Raw genomic sequence first — 16,624 nt, forward strand, 5'->3', positions numbered from 1 at the left:
GTTTGGGGGAGATGATGGAGTATTTCGCCCAAGGCGCGGCCGCGAGCGAGCTTCTGTTGCGTGCAGCCTCGCGTCAGTGGTCGGCGATCTCGAGCGCACACATCGAGCGAAGCCTGAGAAATCTTGAGCGCCTGCACACCAGCTTCCAGGAGACGGTGAGCTCCGCGATGAGTGGGTCGCTGCCTCAGGATTGGGCTGCATATCTACGCGATCGCGCCGAGCGGACCGTCCTCACCCTCGATGCGCTGTGTGAGCGTGGGGACATCTTCATCGCGCACGAGGGTGCTGGTTGTCCTCCGGTGTTGATCTACGACTATGAGGTGGTGATGGATGGTCGCGATCTACCGCGGCCCTGCAACTACATGCTGCTGCGCATCGTGCCACCCGCGGGCGTGACCGTGTTGGACAGCAAGCGTCCCTACGTCATCATCGATCCGCGGGCGGGGCACGGCGCTGGCATCGGCGGCTTCAAGTTCGACAGCCAGGTCGGCGTGGCACTCGCGCGCGGCAACCCGGTCTACTTCGTGGGATTCCGCCGTGATCCTGAGGTCGGGCAGACGCTGGCCGATGTGGCCCAAGCCGAGGCGACGTTCGTCCGTACGATCGTGCGGCGTCATCCCGAAAGCCCGATGCCGGCCATCATCGGCAACTGCCAGGGCGGCTGGGCGGCACTGCTGCTTGCAGCGACCAATCCCGACCTCAGCGGCCCAATCGTGCTCAATGGTGCGCCGGTAGCAGCCTGGTCCGGTGAGGTCGGCACCAACCCGATGCGCTACAAAGCTGGGCTCATCGGCGGAACCTGGCAGGCAATGTTCTGGTCGGACATCGGCGGCGGTGTGTTCGATGGGGCGCACCTCGTCAACAACTTTGAGATACTCAATCCCAGCCGCAACTACTTCGGCAAGTACTACGACCTTTTCACCACCATCGACACCGGTCGCACGCGTTTCCTCGAGTTCGAGAAATGGTGGGGCGGCATGTTCCTCATGAACGAGCCGGAGATCCGCTGGATTGTCGAACAGCTGTTTGTCGGTAACAAGCTTGTCAAGAACACTGCGCAGATCGAGCCCGGTCGGCTCATCGAGCTTAAGAGCATACGCGCACCCATCATCCTGTTCGCGAGTTTCGGAGACAACATCACTCCGCCGCAGCAGGCGCTGAATTGGCTCGTCGACACCTACTCCGACGTCGATGAGATGCGTATCCACGGTCAGCGCATCATCTACATGCTCAATGAGGAGGTCGGCCACCTCGGCATCTTCGTCTCGGCCAAAATCGCCAGGAAGGAGCATACCGAGGTCAGCTCGGTCATGCGAACGATCGAGAGCCTGCCGCCGGGCCTCTACGAGATGAAGATCGAGGCGGCGCAAGGAGACGGGGTCGACCGGCAGTTCACGGTTGCGTTCTACGAACGCACACTCGACGATGTGCGCCGGATCGACGACGGTCGCCTCGACGAAAGGCCCTTCGCCGCCGTGGACCGCTTCTCCGCCGCGCAGGCCGAGGCCTACGATGTGCTGGTCCGGCCCCTCGTTAAGGCGATGGTGACGACCCCTGTGGCCGAGGCAAGCCGCGCGTTGCATCCCCTGCGGGTGCAGCGTCGGATGATGTCGACGCAGAACCCGTTTGCAGCCCCGCTCCGCATGATGGCCGACGTGGTCAAGCCAGGCCGACGCGAGCTCCCGGCAGACAATCCGTTCGCCGCGGCCGAGGCTATGATGGCGGACATGTTCGCTCAGTCGCTCGATCTCTTCCGCGATATGCGCGACATGGCCTACGAGCAGGCGTTCTTCGCACTGTGGAATTCCCCCTGGGCGCAGGACTACGGCAAGCCACACGATCACCATCGTACCCTCGAGAGCGCGGCGGAGCTGCGCGCGCTGCCCGAGGTGGCGATCGCGCTCGGTCACCTGCGGGCTGGCGGATTTGTCGAGGCGGTCGTTCGCATGCTCGTCCTGCTGGCTCAGTCGGCGGGAAGCGTCCGACGCGACAGGCTCGAGCGATCGGCTCAGATGCTCGCCGACAACGAACCATTCCGCTCGCTGACCGCCGCCGAGCGAGCGCGGATCATCCACGAGCAGACTCTGATCGTGCGCTTCGCGCCCACCGAGGCAATCGAGACGCTCCTAGATCTACTGCCGAGCCCTGCGGAGCGTGAGCTTGCGCTGAGACTCGTGCATTACATCCCGGGGCGGCTCAGTGAGATGGCGCCGGGCACCCTCGGTCTGCTCCAGCGTCTCCACGCGGCACTTGAGGTGCCGCCGATCAATAAGGACGTTCTCGAGAACCCATTGGGCGGCAGGGGCGAGGCGCCCGATCAGCTGGCTGGTTGGGCTCGAGGGGCCGATCGACGGACCGCGTCCCAGACCGGAGCCGCCGCTGAATGATCCGCGAGAACAGGACTTTTGCAGAGATCCGGCCTGGCGACTCCGCCGAACTGATGCGGACCTGCACGGCGGACGACTTCTTCGTCTTCGCCACCGCATCAGGCAACCATAATCCGTTGCACCTGCCCGAACACGACCATGATGGCGATGGCGTGAAAGACGAGCCGATCGCACCGGCGATGTGGGTCGGCTCGTTGATCTCGGCGGTGCTCGGCAACATCCTGCCCGGACCCGGTACGCTCTATCGCGCGCAAGATCTGCAGTTCCTTGGCCATGCCCAGGCCGGCGACGACCTCGTCGCCCGCGTCACCGTGCTCGAGAAGCACGACGATGGCAGGGTTCGGCTTGCGACCATCGTCGAGCGACCCTCGGACGGGGCGACGCTGGTGCGCGGCGAGGCGTTGGTTCAGGCGCCCTCAGCAAAGCTCAGCTTTGAGGATCTCGATCTCCCGGGGCTGGTGGTCCAGCGCCACAGGCATTTCGATACCCTTCTCGAGCGCGCCCGGGCGCTGCCGCCGCTCACCGTTGCCGTCGTCGCACCGGAGGAACCGAATTCGCTGGGCGGCGCGCTACTCGCGGCCGAGCATCATCTGATCACCCCCATCTTCGTCGGCGATCGGACCAGGATCGAGGCGGCGGCGCGTGAGATCGGCAGAAGCATCACCCAGGTCGAGATCGTCGACACCAGCGGGCACGTTGCAGCCGCGAACAAGGCCGTCGACCTCATCGCTGCAGGTCGTGCCCAGGCGCTGATGAAGGGACATCTCCATACCGACGATCTCCTGCGCGCCGCATTGCGCAAGGACAACGGCCTGCGCAGCGGTCGACGCCTGACACACGTCTTCGTCATGGACGTCCCGGGGCTCGCCCACCCCCTGCTCGTCACTGATGCCGCGATCAACATCACCCCGGACCTCACGACCAAGGTCGATATCGTGCAGAACGCGATCGATCTCGCCATCTCACTCGGGATCCCCGAGCCGAAGGTCGGTATTCTGTCGGCGGTCGAGACGGTCAATCCGGCGATCCCCTCCTCCGTCGACGCGGCGCTGCTGTCCAAGATGGCCGAGCGCGGTCAGATCACGGGTGGGATCGTCGATGGGCCACTCGCCATGGACAACGCACTGGACCTCAAGGCTGCGCGAACCAAGGGCCTTACGGGTGCCGTAGCCGGTCAGGCCGAGGTGTTGGTGGTGCCGGGGCTCGACGCCGGCAACATGCTCGCCAAGCAGCTCACCTATATCTCGAAAGCCGAGGGAGCAGGACTCGTCATGGGCGCGAAGGTGCCGATCATCATGACGTCGCGGGCCGACGGCGAGAAGGCGCGCTTGGCCTCCTGTGCGGTCGCCGCGGTACATCACGCGCGAGTCTCCGCTAGCAGGGTCGCGGAGCTTGCGCAGCAGTGAGCCGGTCGATTGCCCTGACGCTCAACGCGGGCTCCTCCTCACTGAAATTTGCTGTCTACGATATCGCACGGGGCGAGCCCGAGGAGATCGCCATCGGCCTGATCGAACGGATCGGCGATCGGCCGCGCATCAAGATGAAGGCCGGAGGCGAGCTGTTCGAGAGCCGTGATCTCGGCGCGCGGGAGACGGATACTCCCGCAAGTACACTCGATATCGTGCTCACGTTCCTGCAGGAGCATCTCGGCGAGTTGAACGTGACGGCCGTCGGGCACCGCGTTGTTCATGGCGGACCGCATTATGCCGTGCCCGTGCTGGTCACAAGCGCGATGCTCGATGAGTTGCGCGCGTTGTCGTCGTTCGCCCCGCTCCACCAACCGCACAACATCGCCGGCATCGAGGCAGCACTGACGGCCTTTCCCGAAGCGATCCAGGTTGCCTGCTTCGACACGGCATTCCACCGGCACCAGCCCAAGGTGAACGACGTTTTTGCGCTACCGCGCGAGTATTATGACAAGGGTGTGCGGCGGTACGGCTTCCATGGGCTGAGCTACGAGTACATCGCGGGCGAGCTGAAGCGCATTGCGCCGTTGCTCTATGACGGCCGCGTCGTCGTTGCGCATCTCGGCAATGGCGCCTCGATGTGTGCCATGCTCGGCGGTCGCTCCATCGCCTCCACCATGGGGTTCACGGCGCTTGACGGCCTGCCGATGGGGACACGCTGCGGACAGATCGATCCGGGTGTCGTCTTCTACCTCGTGCAGCAGGAGGGGAAGACGATCGATGAAGTGCGCGAGCTGTTCTACAGCAAGTCAGGCCTCCTCGGCCTGTCCGGGCTGTCGAACGATATGTGCACGCTGGAGGCGGCCGCAACGCCCGAGGCGATGGAAGCGATCGACTATTTCGTCTTCCGGATCCGGCGCGAGCTCGGCGGCTTAGCCGCGGCACTTGGTGGTATTGATGCCTTGGTGTTCTGCGGTGGTATCGGCGAGAACTCGCGTTACATCCGTGAACGCGTTTGCGAGGGGCTGGACTGGATTGGGATCGAGCTCGATCGCGAGCGCAACAAGGCGAGCGAGCGGCGGATCAACGGATCGTTCAGCCGGACCCACGTGCTTGTTATCCCGACGAATGAAGAAATCGTCATCGCTCGGGCAGTCAAGAATTTAATGCGGAGCCCATACTGTTGATCATCTCTAACGTGATGTGTTGTTTTTTATGCAAGTATCTCTGTCATCCATTCTAACATAAAGCAAAATTGTGTCTAGTATTTTTTTTTATGCATCTTCGATTGTATATTTCAGATGTGGCTTGTGAATCGCTGTAAACTTGCCGAAAACATCAATCGACCGCAACAAATCCAATACGTACTGGTTCGGCGCTTATTTTTGGTAAGGCGGTCAAAGCTATGTTGACCTGCGTATAATGTTTTACCAGGTGGATCGGATGGCCATCGAACATGCCCTCGAATATGATCAGGCTGCCAGATTGGCTTATGCGCCTCACATGAAAAGTTCGACCCCCTGCATCGGAGACGAAATAGGCTCCGATTTCGTGCATGTGATCCAGTGACAACTCAAAAACACGGATGGCATGGATTAGAGCAATAAACGTCTGCTTGCTGGCCACATTTTCATCCGCCGGACCAGTCTGTTTATGCTCTTCTGTTGATCCACATGATCGCTTCTCTTCCACTGGTCTGCTATAATTGCTGGAAATTGATGTCATGCGGACATTCTCCATGTGCGGAGATACATATTCGATGGCGTGCCTGTGGAGATTGGCGCACTTGCGTGACCGAATGATGTAACGGAAAGTGCCAGATCACGTTGCCGCCAAGGTCAAGAGATCGTGTGGACACTCAGCTTTCGCTGCGTGGTCGACCTCGATGACTCGACCAAATTAACGGCCATCAACGTCGTTTTTTCAATCCATGCTGGCCCTCCGGGGTACGCAGCGGCGCCCCGGCATAGAAACAGATGCGCGGCTCTCCCGTGACGAGCGAGTTGGCCCGGGTGCGCGGGTCGGCACCGAGGTCCGGAATGACGAGCAGGTCCGGCTCAGTCGGGGCATAGGCGCAAACTGAGGCGTCGAGTGATCGGCCCCCACGCGGTAGTCCAAGTTCTACGTTAAGTGCCGGGTTGGCTTGAGGGTCCCCCAGATTTTGGTCCGGCCGAAAGGTGAGCCTCCGGGTCTCATTCGGCGACTTGTTGAGCCGCCGCCAAGGCGAATTCCTGGGGCGTCAGCCACCCCAGGGCGGTGTGAGGACGGCTCTCGTTGTACTGCCGCCGCCACGTCTCGATCTTGCTCCTCGCGTCGGCCAACGACAAGAACCAGTTCGCGTTCAGGCACTCGTCGCGCAGGCGGCCATTGAACGACTCGACCACGGCGTTGTCGGTCGGCTTGCCAGGCCGCGAGAAGTCCAGCGTGACGCCGTTCCCGTAGGCCCAGCGGTCGAGCGCCTTCGAGACGAACTCAGGCCCGTTATCGACCTGGATCGCGCGCGGCGCTCCGCGCAGCAGTGCCAAGCGGGCGACGGCAGCCACGACCTGCTCGCCTTTGATGCCTTGGTCGACCTCGATCGCCAGAGCCTCGCGCGTGAACGCATCGACGATCGTCAGGGCTGCTTCAGCGCGAAGACGATCTGCTCTTCGGTGAACCTGCTCTTCTTCACGGCTTCGATCCTCCCGTCAGGGTCTCACAAAACCGGAAAACTCCCACTCAGGACGGACCAAAGCGATGGGGGGACGTCAGTCAAGCGGGGGAAGATGCCGGAGGGCGGGGGCGAGAGGCGGCCGCCGACCGAGGACTGCACGACGCCGCTGGCGTTCGGGTCCGGGATGATGCGGCCCGGAAGCTCGACCGAGCGGTGGAAGCTGCCCTGTTCGGTCATGGTGGTGCGCAGGACCAGCAGGCGCTGAGTGGGCTTGGGCACGAAGACGGAGCCGTCGGGCAGGCGTTGCGCGAGGTCTGACGAGCCAGGGGCCCGGGGCTCGATCAGCACCGTCCCCTGCACCGGCGCGTCGTGGTCCTCGTCGCCATGCGCGAAGGCGGCCGTGCCGATGACGAGGGTGATGCCGACGGCGAGCAGGGCCACGGCCGGCGTACCCCGGCGCCCGCGGGCGAGTGCCGTCACGAGCGCGCCGAGCAGGAAGGCGACGGCGACCGCGGCCAAGAGGATCGGGTCCTTGGCGCCCAGGCGTTCCCTGACGCCGTGGGCGACCTCGGACACGCGCGCCAGTGCGGTCCGCATTGGGTCCGGCTTGGCGGGTGCGGCGGCCTCTGCCGTGTTCGGGTCGGGCACGGTGACCGCGACGGTGAGAACATCGACGTCCTCGCCCGCGGTGACGGTCGCGACGAGTTCGTGCCGGCCGGGCTTCGACAGCCACGGGGCCGGCAGCGCGTACCCGCCGTCGGTCGTGGCGGTCGCGACCTTGGGACCGTCCGGCGTCTCGACCTCGATGGTCGCGCCGGGCACGGGCTCGTTCGTCCGGAAGCGGTCGAAGAACAGCGACAGGGTGCCGTCCCGCGGGATGGCGACGAGCTCGAAGGCGTCCGAGAGGGCCTCGCCACGCGGGGCTATGGTCTTCGAGATGGGCGGCGGGGCGGCGCCGTGGTCATGCCCCTCGTGGGCGTGCACAGGCCCCGCCAGGACGGCGGCAAGCAACGCCACCGCGCCATATAGGCGGCGGCAAGACGGATCGGCTTGGAAAGGAATCCTCGCGTCGGGAAGTCCGGACGGTGCCGTTCGCGGGCGCAATCCGGGCGTCGCGCGCCTCGGGCGCGCCCTACTTCACGCGAGGGTTCGTGGGGGCTTCGGCAGGGCCTCGGGGCCGGGACCCGAACGGCCGACGACGTCGCGCGGGACCAGCGTGACGGTCCGGAACAGCGACGGGGACAGGACCGAGGGGCCCAACAGCACGCCGGTGGCGCAGTAGGCCATCGTCCCACAGCAGCGGGTCTGGCAACCGGGCTGGCAGCAATCGTCTTGCGCGAGTTCGATGCGCGCGGCCACGACGGCCGGGAGCGCCACCTTGGACCAGGTCGGGGCCACGGGCCGGGTCACCGGCTTGGCGGGGGTGACCACCGCTGTCTACGCCGTTGCGGGGACGACCGTAGGCCGGGTCGCGGCCACGTGGTGGCCGTGGTGCGCATGGCCCTCGTGGGCCTAGACGGCGGACGGCGCGACGTAGGCGATAATCGCGAGGATCATCGCCGCCATCAGGCGCGCGATCTGCCGGTCGGGGCTCATGGGTCTGGCTTACACCGTTTCGGGTGGCGGGACTATGTCGGCGGGTGGGACGTGAATGCTGGATCGGGGCTTATGGTTGCCGCCGTCACGTTTTAGGCCGCGGCCAGCGGCGCGGCGGGAAAGCCGGCATTCGCGATGGCCTGGGCGATCCGGTCGGCCGGGACGGTCGCACCCAACACCGTGACGAGCTTCGCACCGAGGTCGACCTCAACCTGGGCGTTCGGCTCGATGCCGAGGACTGCGCGGGTTATTGAGTTGACGCAGCCGCCGCAGCCCATCTTCTCGACCTTAAAGCGATGCATGACGCTCTCCCGTGGATGACGTCCCATCCAGATGGGGCTTCCCACGATGGGAAGGTCAAGGTCCGGCGGGGCCTGGCCCGTCAATGAGTTCGGACGATGGCACGGGGTAGACGATGCATCCCCCGATGGCCTGTGGCTCGGAGGAAGACAGCCGCATACGGTGACATTATATTAGGAGAACCTAAAAAAGCCGGGTCTGACATTCAGGGACACGGACCGATGGACGCCGTCACGCCGACCGACCTGATTCGCCTGCAGGACAAGGCCGCCGACGCGGCCCGCCTGCTCCGCCTCCTCGCCAACGAGAAGCGGTTGCTCATCCTATGCCTGCTGGTCGCCCGCGGCGAGATGGACGTGACCAGCCTCGCCGGGGAGGTCGAGCTCAGCCAATCGGCCCTGTCGCAGCACCTCGCCAAGCTGCGCGAGGACGGGTTGGTCGCATTCCGGCGCGAGAGCCAGACGATCCACTACCGCCTTGAGGACCCCAGGGCCGCGCGGGTTCTGGCGACCCTCAAGGACATCTTCTGCCCCGATCTAGGCTGACCGGTCTCAGCCCGCGGCGATCTCAGCCTCAAGCCCCGGGCGATCCGTCCGGTTGCGCAGCCGCAGGCTGAGGCCACTCCGGCGGGACGCCATGTCGGCGATGGCGAGGCCGAGGCCGCTACCCGTCGCGCTCTTGTGGCGTCCCCGGAAGAACCGTGTCGTGACGTGGGGCAACTCGTCTTCCGGGATGCCCGGCCCCTCGTCGCGGACGACGATGCCCCCGCCATGCGGCCGCGCGCCCCATGCCACCGTCCCGGTCTCCATGTGCTGCACGGCGTTCTCGTGCAGATTCCGGACGGCGAGGCGCAAGCCCTCCGGGTCGGCCCGCAGGATATAGCCGCGCAAGCCCGGGTCGATCTGGGTTCGAACCCCGGGGGGCGTCCGCATACCTTCCACGGTCTCCGTCACCAGCGCGCCCACGTCGACCTCCGCCAGGGAGGGTGTTTCCCCCGCGGCGTCGAGTCGGGCGGCGTCGAGCAACTGGCGGACGAGGCGCGTGGTCCGGTCGACGGCCGCCAGGATCTGGCGCAGCGCCGCCTTCGCCACGTCCGGGTCGGTGGCGGCCATGGCGACCTGGGCCTGGACCTTGAGGCCGGCGAGCGGTGTTCGCAGCTCGTGCGCAGCGAAGGCTGTCACCTCCCGTTCGTGCCGGCGCGCGGATTCGACCTTGAGGAACAGCCCGTTCAGGGCGTCTGCCAGGGGACGCACCTCCGTCGGCGTCCGATTTGTGTCGATCGCACTCATGTCGTCGGCGCCGCGACCGGCGAGGTCCCGCGCCATCAGCCGCAAGGGACGCAAGCCCCGCCCGAGGCTCGCCCAGATCAGCATGCCGAGCAACGGCACCATCAGGATGGCGGGCGTGACCAGGCCCATGATGAGGTCGGTGACGAGGCGCTCACGGAGGCCAAGACGGTCACCGACCATGACCCGCACGCCCCTCTCGGCATCCTCCACGGTGAACACCCGCCAGATCTCGCCGTCGACCTCGCGCTGCGAGAAGCCCGCCGGCGCGTCGGTCAGGCGCCGCTCCGGGGCCCCGGTCGACCGCGCGACCATGCGTCCGTCGAGCGACCAGATCTGACAGGAAAGCTGCCGCTCGTAGGCCGTCGGGGCCGGGAAGGTTCGGGGAGCCCCGTCCGTGGCCGTGCCACCGACCGCTCCCACCAGAGAGCTGACCATGCGGGCGGCTTCCTGCAGGCGGTTGTCAAGGACCTGCTCCACCTCGCGCTTCGAGCCAAGGTAGATCCAGGCGACCGCGCTGAGCCAGATCAGGCCGGTGGCGAGGACGAGGATGGCGAAAAGCCTGACGCGGAGCGACCTCATGCGGGTGCCCTCATCCGGTATCCGAGACCCCGGACCGTCTCGATGGCATGCTTGCCGATCTTGGCGCGCAGGTTGTGCACGTGGACCTCGACCGCGTTGCTCTCGACCTCCTCCTGCCAGCCGTAGAGCCGCTCCTCCAGCTCGGCCTTGGACCGAAGCACGTCAGGTCGTTCCATGAGGGCCGCCAGAACCATGACCTCGCGCCGGGAGACGGCGACCGGCAAACCGTCGACGGTGACGGCGAGGCTACCGGGGTCGAGCCGGATGCCGCCGTGCTCCAGGATCGCTGATGCCCGACCCGAGGCCCTCCGGACGACGGCGCGGATGCGGGCGGAGAGCTCGTCGAGGTCGAAGGGCTTGCCGAGGTAGTCGTCGGCGCCACCGTCGAGCCCAGCGATCCGGTCCGACACGGCGTCCCGGGCCGTCAGCAGGACGACCGGCGTCCGGTCGTTCCGGCGGCGAAGGCCCCGCAACACATCGAGGCCGGAGCCGTCGGGCAGCATCAGGTCGAGCACGATGGCCGAGAACGCGCTCGTGGCCAGCGCCGCCTCGGCGTCGGCGCAGGTCGCGACGCAATCGACCGTCGCCCCGCCCAGTCCCAAGCCAGCCCGGAGCCCGTCCGACAGGATGGTGTCGTCCTCGACGACGAGGATGCGCATGCGTGTCTCCCTTCACGGCCCCATCCTCCGGGCCCCGCTTAAGCCTGGCTTAAGCTGCGTTTCCGACCCGCGGCGGACCGATCCGATCCCGGACCTCGCCCATGCCGAGCATCCTCGCCAATCTCATCCTCGCCGCCTTGGTCTGGACCGGCTCCTCGCTGTGGTCGCCGGGGCAGTGCCGCGAGCCCGGTGCGCTGCCGACGCCGTTCACCGTCGATGCGGCCCGTGATCCTGACCTCTCGCTGCGCCTGCGATGGACCATCGCACCCGGCACCTACCTCTACCGTGACAAGATCGCCGCCACCGACGGAAGCGGCAGGGAGCTTCCCGTCAACACCCAGCCCGGCGAGACCAAGGACGACCCCAACTTAGGGCCGACGGAAGTCTATCACGGCGCGACGGAGGCCTTCGTGCCGGGTGCGGCTCTCGCGGGGGCGCGCGAGGTGCGCGTCACCTATCAGGGCTGTGCCGAGAAGGGCATCTGCTACCCGCCGGCCAACACGCTCGTCGAGGTCCCGGCGCCAGGTGCGCAGGCGACCGCGACCGCCGCGACGCCGACCACGGACGCGCAGCCCGAGGCCGAGAGCGGCCTGCTCTCGGGCCATCTCGCGGGCGTCCTGGCGACCTTCCTCGGACTCGGCCTGCTCCTGGCCTTCACCCCGTGCGTGCTCCCGATGGTCCCGGTGCTGGCCGGCATGCTGGCCCGGTCCGGAGAGCGCCTCTCGGCCTGGCGCGGCTTCGTCCTGTCCGGCACCTACGTGCTCGCGATGGCGCTGGCCTACGGAACGCTCGGCGTCGCCGCGGCCTGGTCCGGGCGCAACCTCCAGGTCGCGCTCCAGACTCCCGTTGCGCTCGGGCTCCTCGCCGCGGCCTTCGTCGCCCTGGCCCTGTCGATGTTCGGGGTCTTCGATCTGGCGCTGCCGTCCGGCGTCGCCGGCCGGCTGTCACGCCTGAGCGGGCGTCGGTTCGGCGCGCTCGGCGCCGCCGCCGTCATGGGCTTCACCTCCGCCCTGATCGTCGGACCCTGCGTGACGCCGCCGCTTGCCGCGGCCCTGCTCTACGTCGCCCAGACCGGCGACGTGGCGCGAGGCGCCGCCGCCCTTTTCACGCTCGGCCTCGGCATGGGCCTGCCGCTGATCGCGTTCGGGACGTTCGGGGCAGGTATCCTGCCGAAGTCAGGTCCTTGGCTGGTCGCCGCCAAGCAGGCCTTCGGCGTGGTCTTCCTCGCGTTGGCCATCACCATGGTCTCGCGCCTCGTGCCGTCCGAGGTCTCCCTCGTGCTCTGGGGCGCGCTGGCGATCGGCATCGGCGCATTCGTCGGGGCGTTCGACGTCGTCACGGCAGGCGCCGCGGGCCGGCTGGGCAAGGGTGCCGGTATCGTTGCCGTGACTTACGGCTGCGCCCTCGTCGTCGGCGCCGCGAGCGGCGGGACCGACCCGCTCCGGCCGCTCGCCGACCTCGGCCGGGCGCAGGCGCTCCACGTCGGGGAGAGCCGGACGGTCTCCTCCGTCCCGGCGTTCGAGGCCGCCCTCGCGGCGGCCCGTGCCGAGGGCAAGCCGGTGCTCGTCGAGTTCGCCGCCGACTGGTGCACCGTCTGCAAGACGAACGAGCGGACGGTCCTGGCCGATGCCGGCATCCGGGCGAGGCTAAAGGCCGTCTCGGTCATCCGCGCCGACGTCACCCGCGACGACGACGCTACCCGCGCCCTGATGCGGCGCTTCGAGGTGGTCGGACCGCCGACCCTCATCCTGATGCGCCCCGACGGCGGCGAGGTCCGGGAGGCCCGCACCGAGGGCGAGCTCACGGTCGAGGACCTGACGCGCCGCCTCGCCCTCGTCGGCGCCTGAGCAGCCCCTTTTCGACCCACCCACATCCCCGGAGACCGTCATGAACCGCAGGACCCTGCTCGCCCTACTGCCCGCCGTCGCGGTCGCTCCTGCCCTGTTGTCGCTGGCGCCCCCCATCGAGGAGGCCTTCGCCCAGGGCGTCGACCCGAACGCCATCCTCAACGACCCGGAGGTGCCGGTCTCGGGCAACCCGAAGGGCGATCTGACCATCGTCGCCTTCCTCGATTACAACTGCCCCTTCTGCAAGAAGGCCGAGCCCGACCTCACCCGCTTGGTGAAGACGGACGGGCGCATCCGCCTCGTCCACAAGGACTGGCCGATCCTCGGCGACGCCTCCGTCTACGGCGCCCAGCTCGCCCTCGCGGCGAAGTATCAGGGCCGCTACGACGAAGTGCACCGCGCGCTCATGGCGATCCCGGGTCGCAAGATTCCCAAGGAGCGGATGCTGGAGGCGGTGGCCGCCTCGGGCGTCGACCTCGCCCGCCTGGAAGAGGACCGGAAGGCGCACCAGGCCGAGATCGCGGCCCTGCTCCAGCGCAACCTCGACCAGGCCGACGCCTTGGGCCTCCAGGGAACGCCGGTCTTCCTGATCGGCCAGCTCAAGGTCGCGGCGGCTCTCGAGTACGACGGCTTCAGGCAGGCGGTCGCCCAGGCGCGCGCCAAGGGCCGCCCGTGATGCCGCGGCCCCTCCGCCTTACCACGTTGATCGCGCTCGCCGCGGCGCTCGGCGCCTGCTCGACCTCGCAGGGGGCTCCGGCCCCCGTCGCGGAAGCCCGGCCGCAGATCGCCCCGGAGGTCTTGCGTCGGTACGCCGCCGTCACGGACGAACCCTTCCCGGTCGAGGCTGTCGACCCGCGCGACCTCAAGGCTCGCAACGTCCGCCAATTGGTCGACTACCCATCGAAGGAGCCGTCCGGCACCCTCGTGGTCGACCCATACAAACGCTTTCTCTACCTCGTCATGGAGGGCGGCAAGGCGATGCGTTACGCGGTCGGGGTGGGCAAGGCCGGCTTCGAGTTCACCGGCGAGGCGACCGTTGCCCGCAAGGCGTCCTGGCCGCGATGGACGCCGACTCCTGACATGCTCCGGCGTGATCCGGAGCGGAACGGGCGCTGGGCCGGCGGCATGCCGGGCGGCGACAGGAACCCACTCGGGGCCCGGGCGCTCTACCTGTTCAAGGACGGCAAGGACACGCTGTACCGCATCCACGGCACGACAGAGCCGTGGAGCATCGGCGAGGCGGTGTCCTCGGGCTGCATCCGTATGCTGAACCAGGACGTAATCGACCTGCACCGGCGCGTCCCCACCGGCACGAAGGTGGTGGTGCTCGGGTCCCGAGGCACCGTCCACGCCGCACGGCCAAAAGCGCCGGAGACGACGGGCAGCCTCAGGAACGGCGCATCCTCCGGACCGAAGCCGGACGACGGCCTCGATCATGCGGGGCTCGACAACCTATCGCGCAGCGCGTCGGAAGCACCCGAGCCTCCGGCCTACGACGGGGAGGCGGACGATGACGGTCTTTAGGAGTCTGATGATCGCGGTCGTGCTTGCGACCCTGGGCGTAGGGGCGGCTCATGCCGGCTCAGAGGCGCCCGCCGGGTACTACGCCGACCAGAAGGTGGCCTACCACAACGACGGTGGCCCCGACGGAGCCGCATACTTCAAGCGCCTGCTCGGCAACCTGCGCAACCACGTCGAGACCGTGGGCAAGACCTACGTCGAGATCCGCGTGGTGAGCCACGGCAACGGGGTCGCGCTCTTCCAGTCGGCCGCGAGCGATAGGGAGCTCGCCGCCCGTATCGATGCCCTCAAGGGGATGGGCGTTCGGTTCCTCGTCTGCGGCCATACCCTGCGCGAGCGGAAGATCGACCGTGGAACGCTCTACGGCGTCACCGAGGACGACGTCGTGCCGAGCGGCGCCGCCGAGCTGGCGCGGCTGCAGGGCATGGGGTTCGCCTACATCCATCCCTGAGCTGGTCGAACGGGAGACGGCGAACCTTCCGTCGGCATCGAGGCCATGCCAACGATGCGTTTGCTTAAAGGCGAAGGCGCCCGTGCGCCACCGCACCCCCTCTGCGCGTCCCAATCCAGGCCGTCGGTTTCACGCTTGCCATTACATTAGTTGATGCTAATTAAGCTTAATCTAATGCTCTGGTTTGGCAGGGGAGGACGTCCCTTTCGGCCAGCCGGGCATCCCCCGGACCACCGCTTGGGAGCGACCACCATGAATGGCTTCACGCCTGTTAGCGCCCTCGCCGGCGGTGCCTTGATCGGGACCTCCGCGGCCCTGTTCCTGCTCCTTAACGGACGCATCGCCGGCATCAGCGGCATCCTCGGCGGGCTGCTCGCTCCGCCCTCCCGCGAGACGGGCTGGCGGATCGCCTTCCTGGCCGGCTTGGTCCTGGCGCCGCTCGCCTACGCCGGCATGGGCGGTGGCCTACCTCCGGTGACGGTGGATGCCTCGTTCCCGCTGCTGGCCGTCGCCGGCCTGCTGGTCGGGTTCGGATCGCGCCTCGGTGCCGGCTGCACGAGCGGCCACGGCGTCTGCGGCATCGGCCGCGGCTCGCCCCGCTCCCTGGTCGCCACCGGCACCTTCATGGCCGTCGCCATCCTGACCGTCCTCGTCGTGCGCCATCTCGTCGGAGCCTGAGCCATGGCCAAGACCGCCTCCGCCTTCGCCGTCGGCCTCCTGTTCGGGCTCGGCCTGCACGTCTCCGGAATGGCCGATCCGGCCAAGGTCCTCGCCTTCCTCGACGTGACCGGGCGCTGGGACCCGAGCCTCGCCTTCGTGATGGCCGGCGCCGTCGCGGTCTCGGCGACGGGCTATCTCGTGGCGCGGCGCCGTGGGCGGCCGTTGCTCGCCTCCCGGCTTGAGATCCCGAACCGGCGCAACCTCGACCCGCGCCTGATCGCCGGCGCCGCGGTGTTCGGTATCGGCTGGGGCCTCGCCGGCCTGTGCCCGGGACCCGCGCTCACCCTGCTGACGGTCGCACCGGCGCAAGCGGCGACCTTCGTCGCCATGGTCGTCGGGATGCTGGCGTTTCGCCTTCTCCCCGCGGCAGCCCCGAAGCCGGCGGTCCAGGGAGCCGACGCATGACGCCCGGCCTGCTGACATCCGGCCTCGCGGCCGGCTCGGGTGGGGTCGTCGGCGTGATCCTCGGTCTCATCGGCGGGGGTGGCTCGATCCTGGCCGTCCCGCTCCTGACCTACGTCGTCGGCGTGTCCTCGCCACATGTGGCGATCGGCACCAGCGCCCTGGCGGTGTCGGTCAGCGCGGCCGGCAACCTCGTCCCGCAATGGCGGGCCGGGAACGTGAAGTGGCGCTGCGCGGCGGTGTTCTCGACGGCCGGCATCCTCGGCGCGCTCGCCGGCGCAACCGCGGCGAAGGCGGTCGACGGGCAGAGCCTCCTGGCTCTGTTCGGGGTCGTGATGCTGGTGGTCGGGAGCCTGATGCTGCGCACCCGGCGCGGCGAGGGCGACCCGGAGGTGCGCCTGACCAAGGCGAGTGCCCCGCTGCTCCTGCCCTGGCTCATCGGCATCGGCTTCGCGGTCGGCCTGTTCTCCGGCTTCTTCGGCATCGGTGGGGGATTCCTCATCGTGCCCGGCCTGATGCTGGCGACGTCGATGCCGCTGCCGATGGCCATCGGCACCTCGCTGGTCGCGGTCAGCGCCTTCGGGGCGGCGACCGCGGCGAGCTACGCCGCCTCCGGCCTGATCGACTGGCCGTTGGCCGGCCTGTTCATCCTGGGCGGCGTGCTCGGCGGCCTCGCCGGCACGCGCCTCGGCCAACGGCTCGCCGGGCGCAAGCGCGCCCTGACCGTCACCTTCGCCGGCCTCGTCATTCTGGTCGGCCTCTACGTCGTCGCCCGCGGAGCCCTGCCGCTCCTCGGCGCAAACACCTGAACCCG

General features: G+C 67.7%; 16 protein-coding genes and 3 pseudogenes. 11 read left to right on the plus strand and 8 right to left on the minus strand.

What is annotated here, in order from left to right; genetic code table 11:
* Positions 1-11 precede the first annotated feature (11 nt).
* The 3 genes from LPC10_RS00395 to LPC10_RS00405 are packed head-to-tail and all read left to right on the plus strand — an operon-like array spanning position 12 to position 4,980.
* Complete coding sequence (locus LPC10_RS00395) at positions 12-2,387, plus strand: DUF3141 domain-containing protein (RefSeq protein ID WP_231345019.1); 2,376 nt, start codon at positions 12-14, stop codon at positions 2,385-2,387.
* Complete coding sequence (locus LPC10_RS00400; protein WP_231345020.1) at positions 2,384-3,793, plus strand: bifunctional enoyl-CoA hydratase/phosphate acetyltransferase; 1,410 nt, start codon at positions 2,384-2,386, stop codon at positions 3,791-3,793. Before LPC10_RS00395 ends, LPC10_RS00400 begins: the two co-directional genes overlap by 4 nt.
* On the plus strand, positions 3,790-4,980 hold the full coding sequence (locus LPC10_RS00405; RefSeq protein WP_231345021.1) for an acetate/propionate family kinase: 1,191 nt from the start codon (positions 3,790-3,792) through the stop codon (positions 4,978-4,980). The genes LPC10_RS00400 and LPC10_RS00405 overlap by 4 nt, the downstream gene beginning before the upstream one ends.
* Positions 4,981-5,131: 151 nt before the next feature.
* On the opposite strand, the gene LPC10_RS00410 is transcribed toward LPC10_RS00405, so the two are convergent.
* The 6 genes and pseudogenes from LPC10_RS00410 to LPC10_RS00430 form a co-directional block, all read right to left on the minus strand.
* Complete coding sequence (locus LPC10_RS00410; RefSeq protein WP_231345024.1) at positions 5,132-5,518, minus strand: hypothetical protein; 387 nt, start codon at positions 5,516-5,518, stop codon at positions 5,132-5,134.
* 214 nt (positions 5,519-5,732) lie between these two features.
* A pseudogene (locus LPC10_RS25610) lies at positions 5,733-5,912 on the minus strand (hypothetical protein); the annotation flags it as partial.
* Between the two features lie 73 nt (positions 5,913-5,985).
* Positions 5,986-6,414: pseudogene (locus LPC10_RS00415) on the minus strand (integrase core domain-containing protein); the annotation flags it as partial.
* Between the two features lie 131 nt (positions 6,415-6,545).
* Positions 6,546-7,508: pseudogene (locus LPC10_RS00420) on the minus strand (carboxypeptidase-like regulatory domain-containing protein); the annotation flags it as partial.
* A gap of 75 nt (positions 7,509-7,583) precedes the next feature.
* On the minus strand, positions 7,584-7,877 hold the full coding sequence (locus LPC10_RS00425) for a hypothetical protein (RefSeq protein WP_231345026.1): 294 nt from the start codon (positions 7,875-7,877) through the stop codon (positions 7,584-7,586).
* Between the two features lie 257 nt (positions 7,878-8,134).
* Positions 8,135-8,344, minus strand: coding sequence for a heavy-metal-associated domain-containing protein (locus LPC10_RS00430; protein ID WP_063987236.1), 210 nt, complete (start codon positions 8,342-8,344; stop codon positions 8,135-8,137).
* A gap of 219 nt (positions 8,345-8,563) precedes the next feature.
* On the opposite strand from LPC10_RS00430, the gene LPC10_RS00435 reads away from it, so the two are divergent.
* On the plus strand, positions 8,564-8,887 hold the full coding sequence (locus tag LPC10_RS00435) for a helix-turn-helix transcriptional regulator (RefSeq protein ID WP_063987237.1): 324 nt from the start codon (positions 8,564-8,566) through the stop codon (positions 8,885-8,887).
* A 6-nt stretch (positions 8,888-8,893) separates the two neighbouring features.
* Here LPC10_RS00435 and LPC10_RS00440 read toward each other — a convergent pair whose 3' ends face one another.
* Together LPC10_RS00440 and LPC10_RS00445 are read right to left on the minus strand one after the other, a co-directional pair.
* The gene (locus LPC10_RS00440; protein ID WP_231345029.1) at positions 8,894-10,210 is read right to left on the minus strand and encodes an ATP-binding protein; all 1,317 of its coding nucleotides are present in this window, start codon (positions 10,208-10,210) and stop codon (positions 8,894-8,896) included.
* Complete coding sequence (locus LPC10_RS00445) at positions 10,207-10,869, minus strand: response regulator (RefSeq protein ID WP_063987239.1); 663 nt, start codon at positions 10,867-10,869, stop codon at positions 10,207-10,209. The genes LPC10_RS00440 and LPC10_RS00445 overlap by 4 nt, the downstream gene beginning before the upstream one ends.
* A 101-nt stretch (positions 10,870-10,970) precedes the next feature.
* Between LPC10_RS00445 and dsbD the strand changes: the two genes are divergently transcribed.
* From dsbD to LPC10_RS00480, 7 genes are all read left to right on the plus strand, one after another.
* Positions 10,971-12,716 (plus strand): protein-disulfide reductase DsbD, encoded by a 1,746-nt coding sequence (gene dsbD, locus LPC10_RS00450; protein WP_231345030.1) that lies wholly within the window; start codon positions 10,971-10,973, stop codon positions 12,714-12,716.
* A 40-nt stretch (positions 12,717-12,756) separates the two neighbouring features.
* Positions 12,757-13,392, plus strand: a complete 636-nt coding sequence (locus tag LPC10_RS00455; protein ID WP_063987241.1) for a DsbA family protein — start codon at positions 12,757-12,759, stop codon at positions 13,390-13,392.
* Positions 13,392-14,240 carry a L,D-transpeptidase gene (locus tag LPC10_RS00460; protein WP_231345032.1) on the plus strand — a complete coding sequence of 283 codons (849 nt, stop codon included), beginning with the start codon at positions 13,392-13,394 and terminating at the stop codon, positions 14,238-14,240. Before LPC10_RS00455 ends, LPC10_RS00460 begins: the two co-directional genes overlap by 1 nt.
* Entirely contained in the window at positions 14,227-14,688 is a 462-nt protein-coding gene (locus LPC10_RS00465) for a DsrE family protein (protein ID WP_063987242.1), read from the plus strand. The genes LPC10_RS00460 and LPC10_RS00465 overlap by 14 nt, the downstream gene beginning before the upstream one ends.
* 252 nt (positions 14,689-14,940) lie before the next feature.
* Entirely contained in the window at positions 14,941-15,366 is a 426-nt protein-coding gene (locus LPC10_RS00470; protein ID WP_063987243.1) for a YeeE/YedE family protein, read from the plus strand.
* 3 nt (positions 15,367-15,369) lie between these two features.
* Positions 15,370-15,813, plus strand: coding sequence for a YeeE/YedE family protein (locus tag LPC10_RS00475; protein WP_063987244.1), 444 nt, complete (start codon positions 15,370-15,372; stop codon positions 15,811-15,813).
* Positions 15,810-16,619 (plus strand): sulfite exporter TauE/SafE family protein, encoded by an 810-nt coding sequence (locus tag LPC10_RS00480; protein ID WP_231345033.1) that lies wholly within the window; start codon positions 15,810-15,812, stop codon positions 16,617-16,619. Before LPC10_RS00475 ends, LPC10_RS00480 begins: the two co-directional genes overlap by 4 nt.
* Positions 16,620-16,624: the final 5 nt, after the last annotated feature.

Source organism: Methylorubrum sp. B1-46 (assembly GCF_021117295.1).
Classification (GTDB): Bacteria; Pseudomonadota; Alphaproteobacteria; order Rhizobiales; family Beijerinckiaceae; genus Methylobacterium.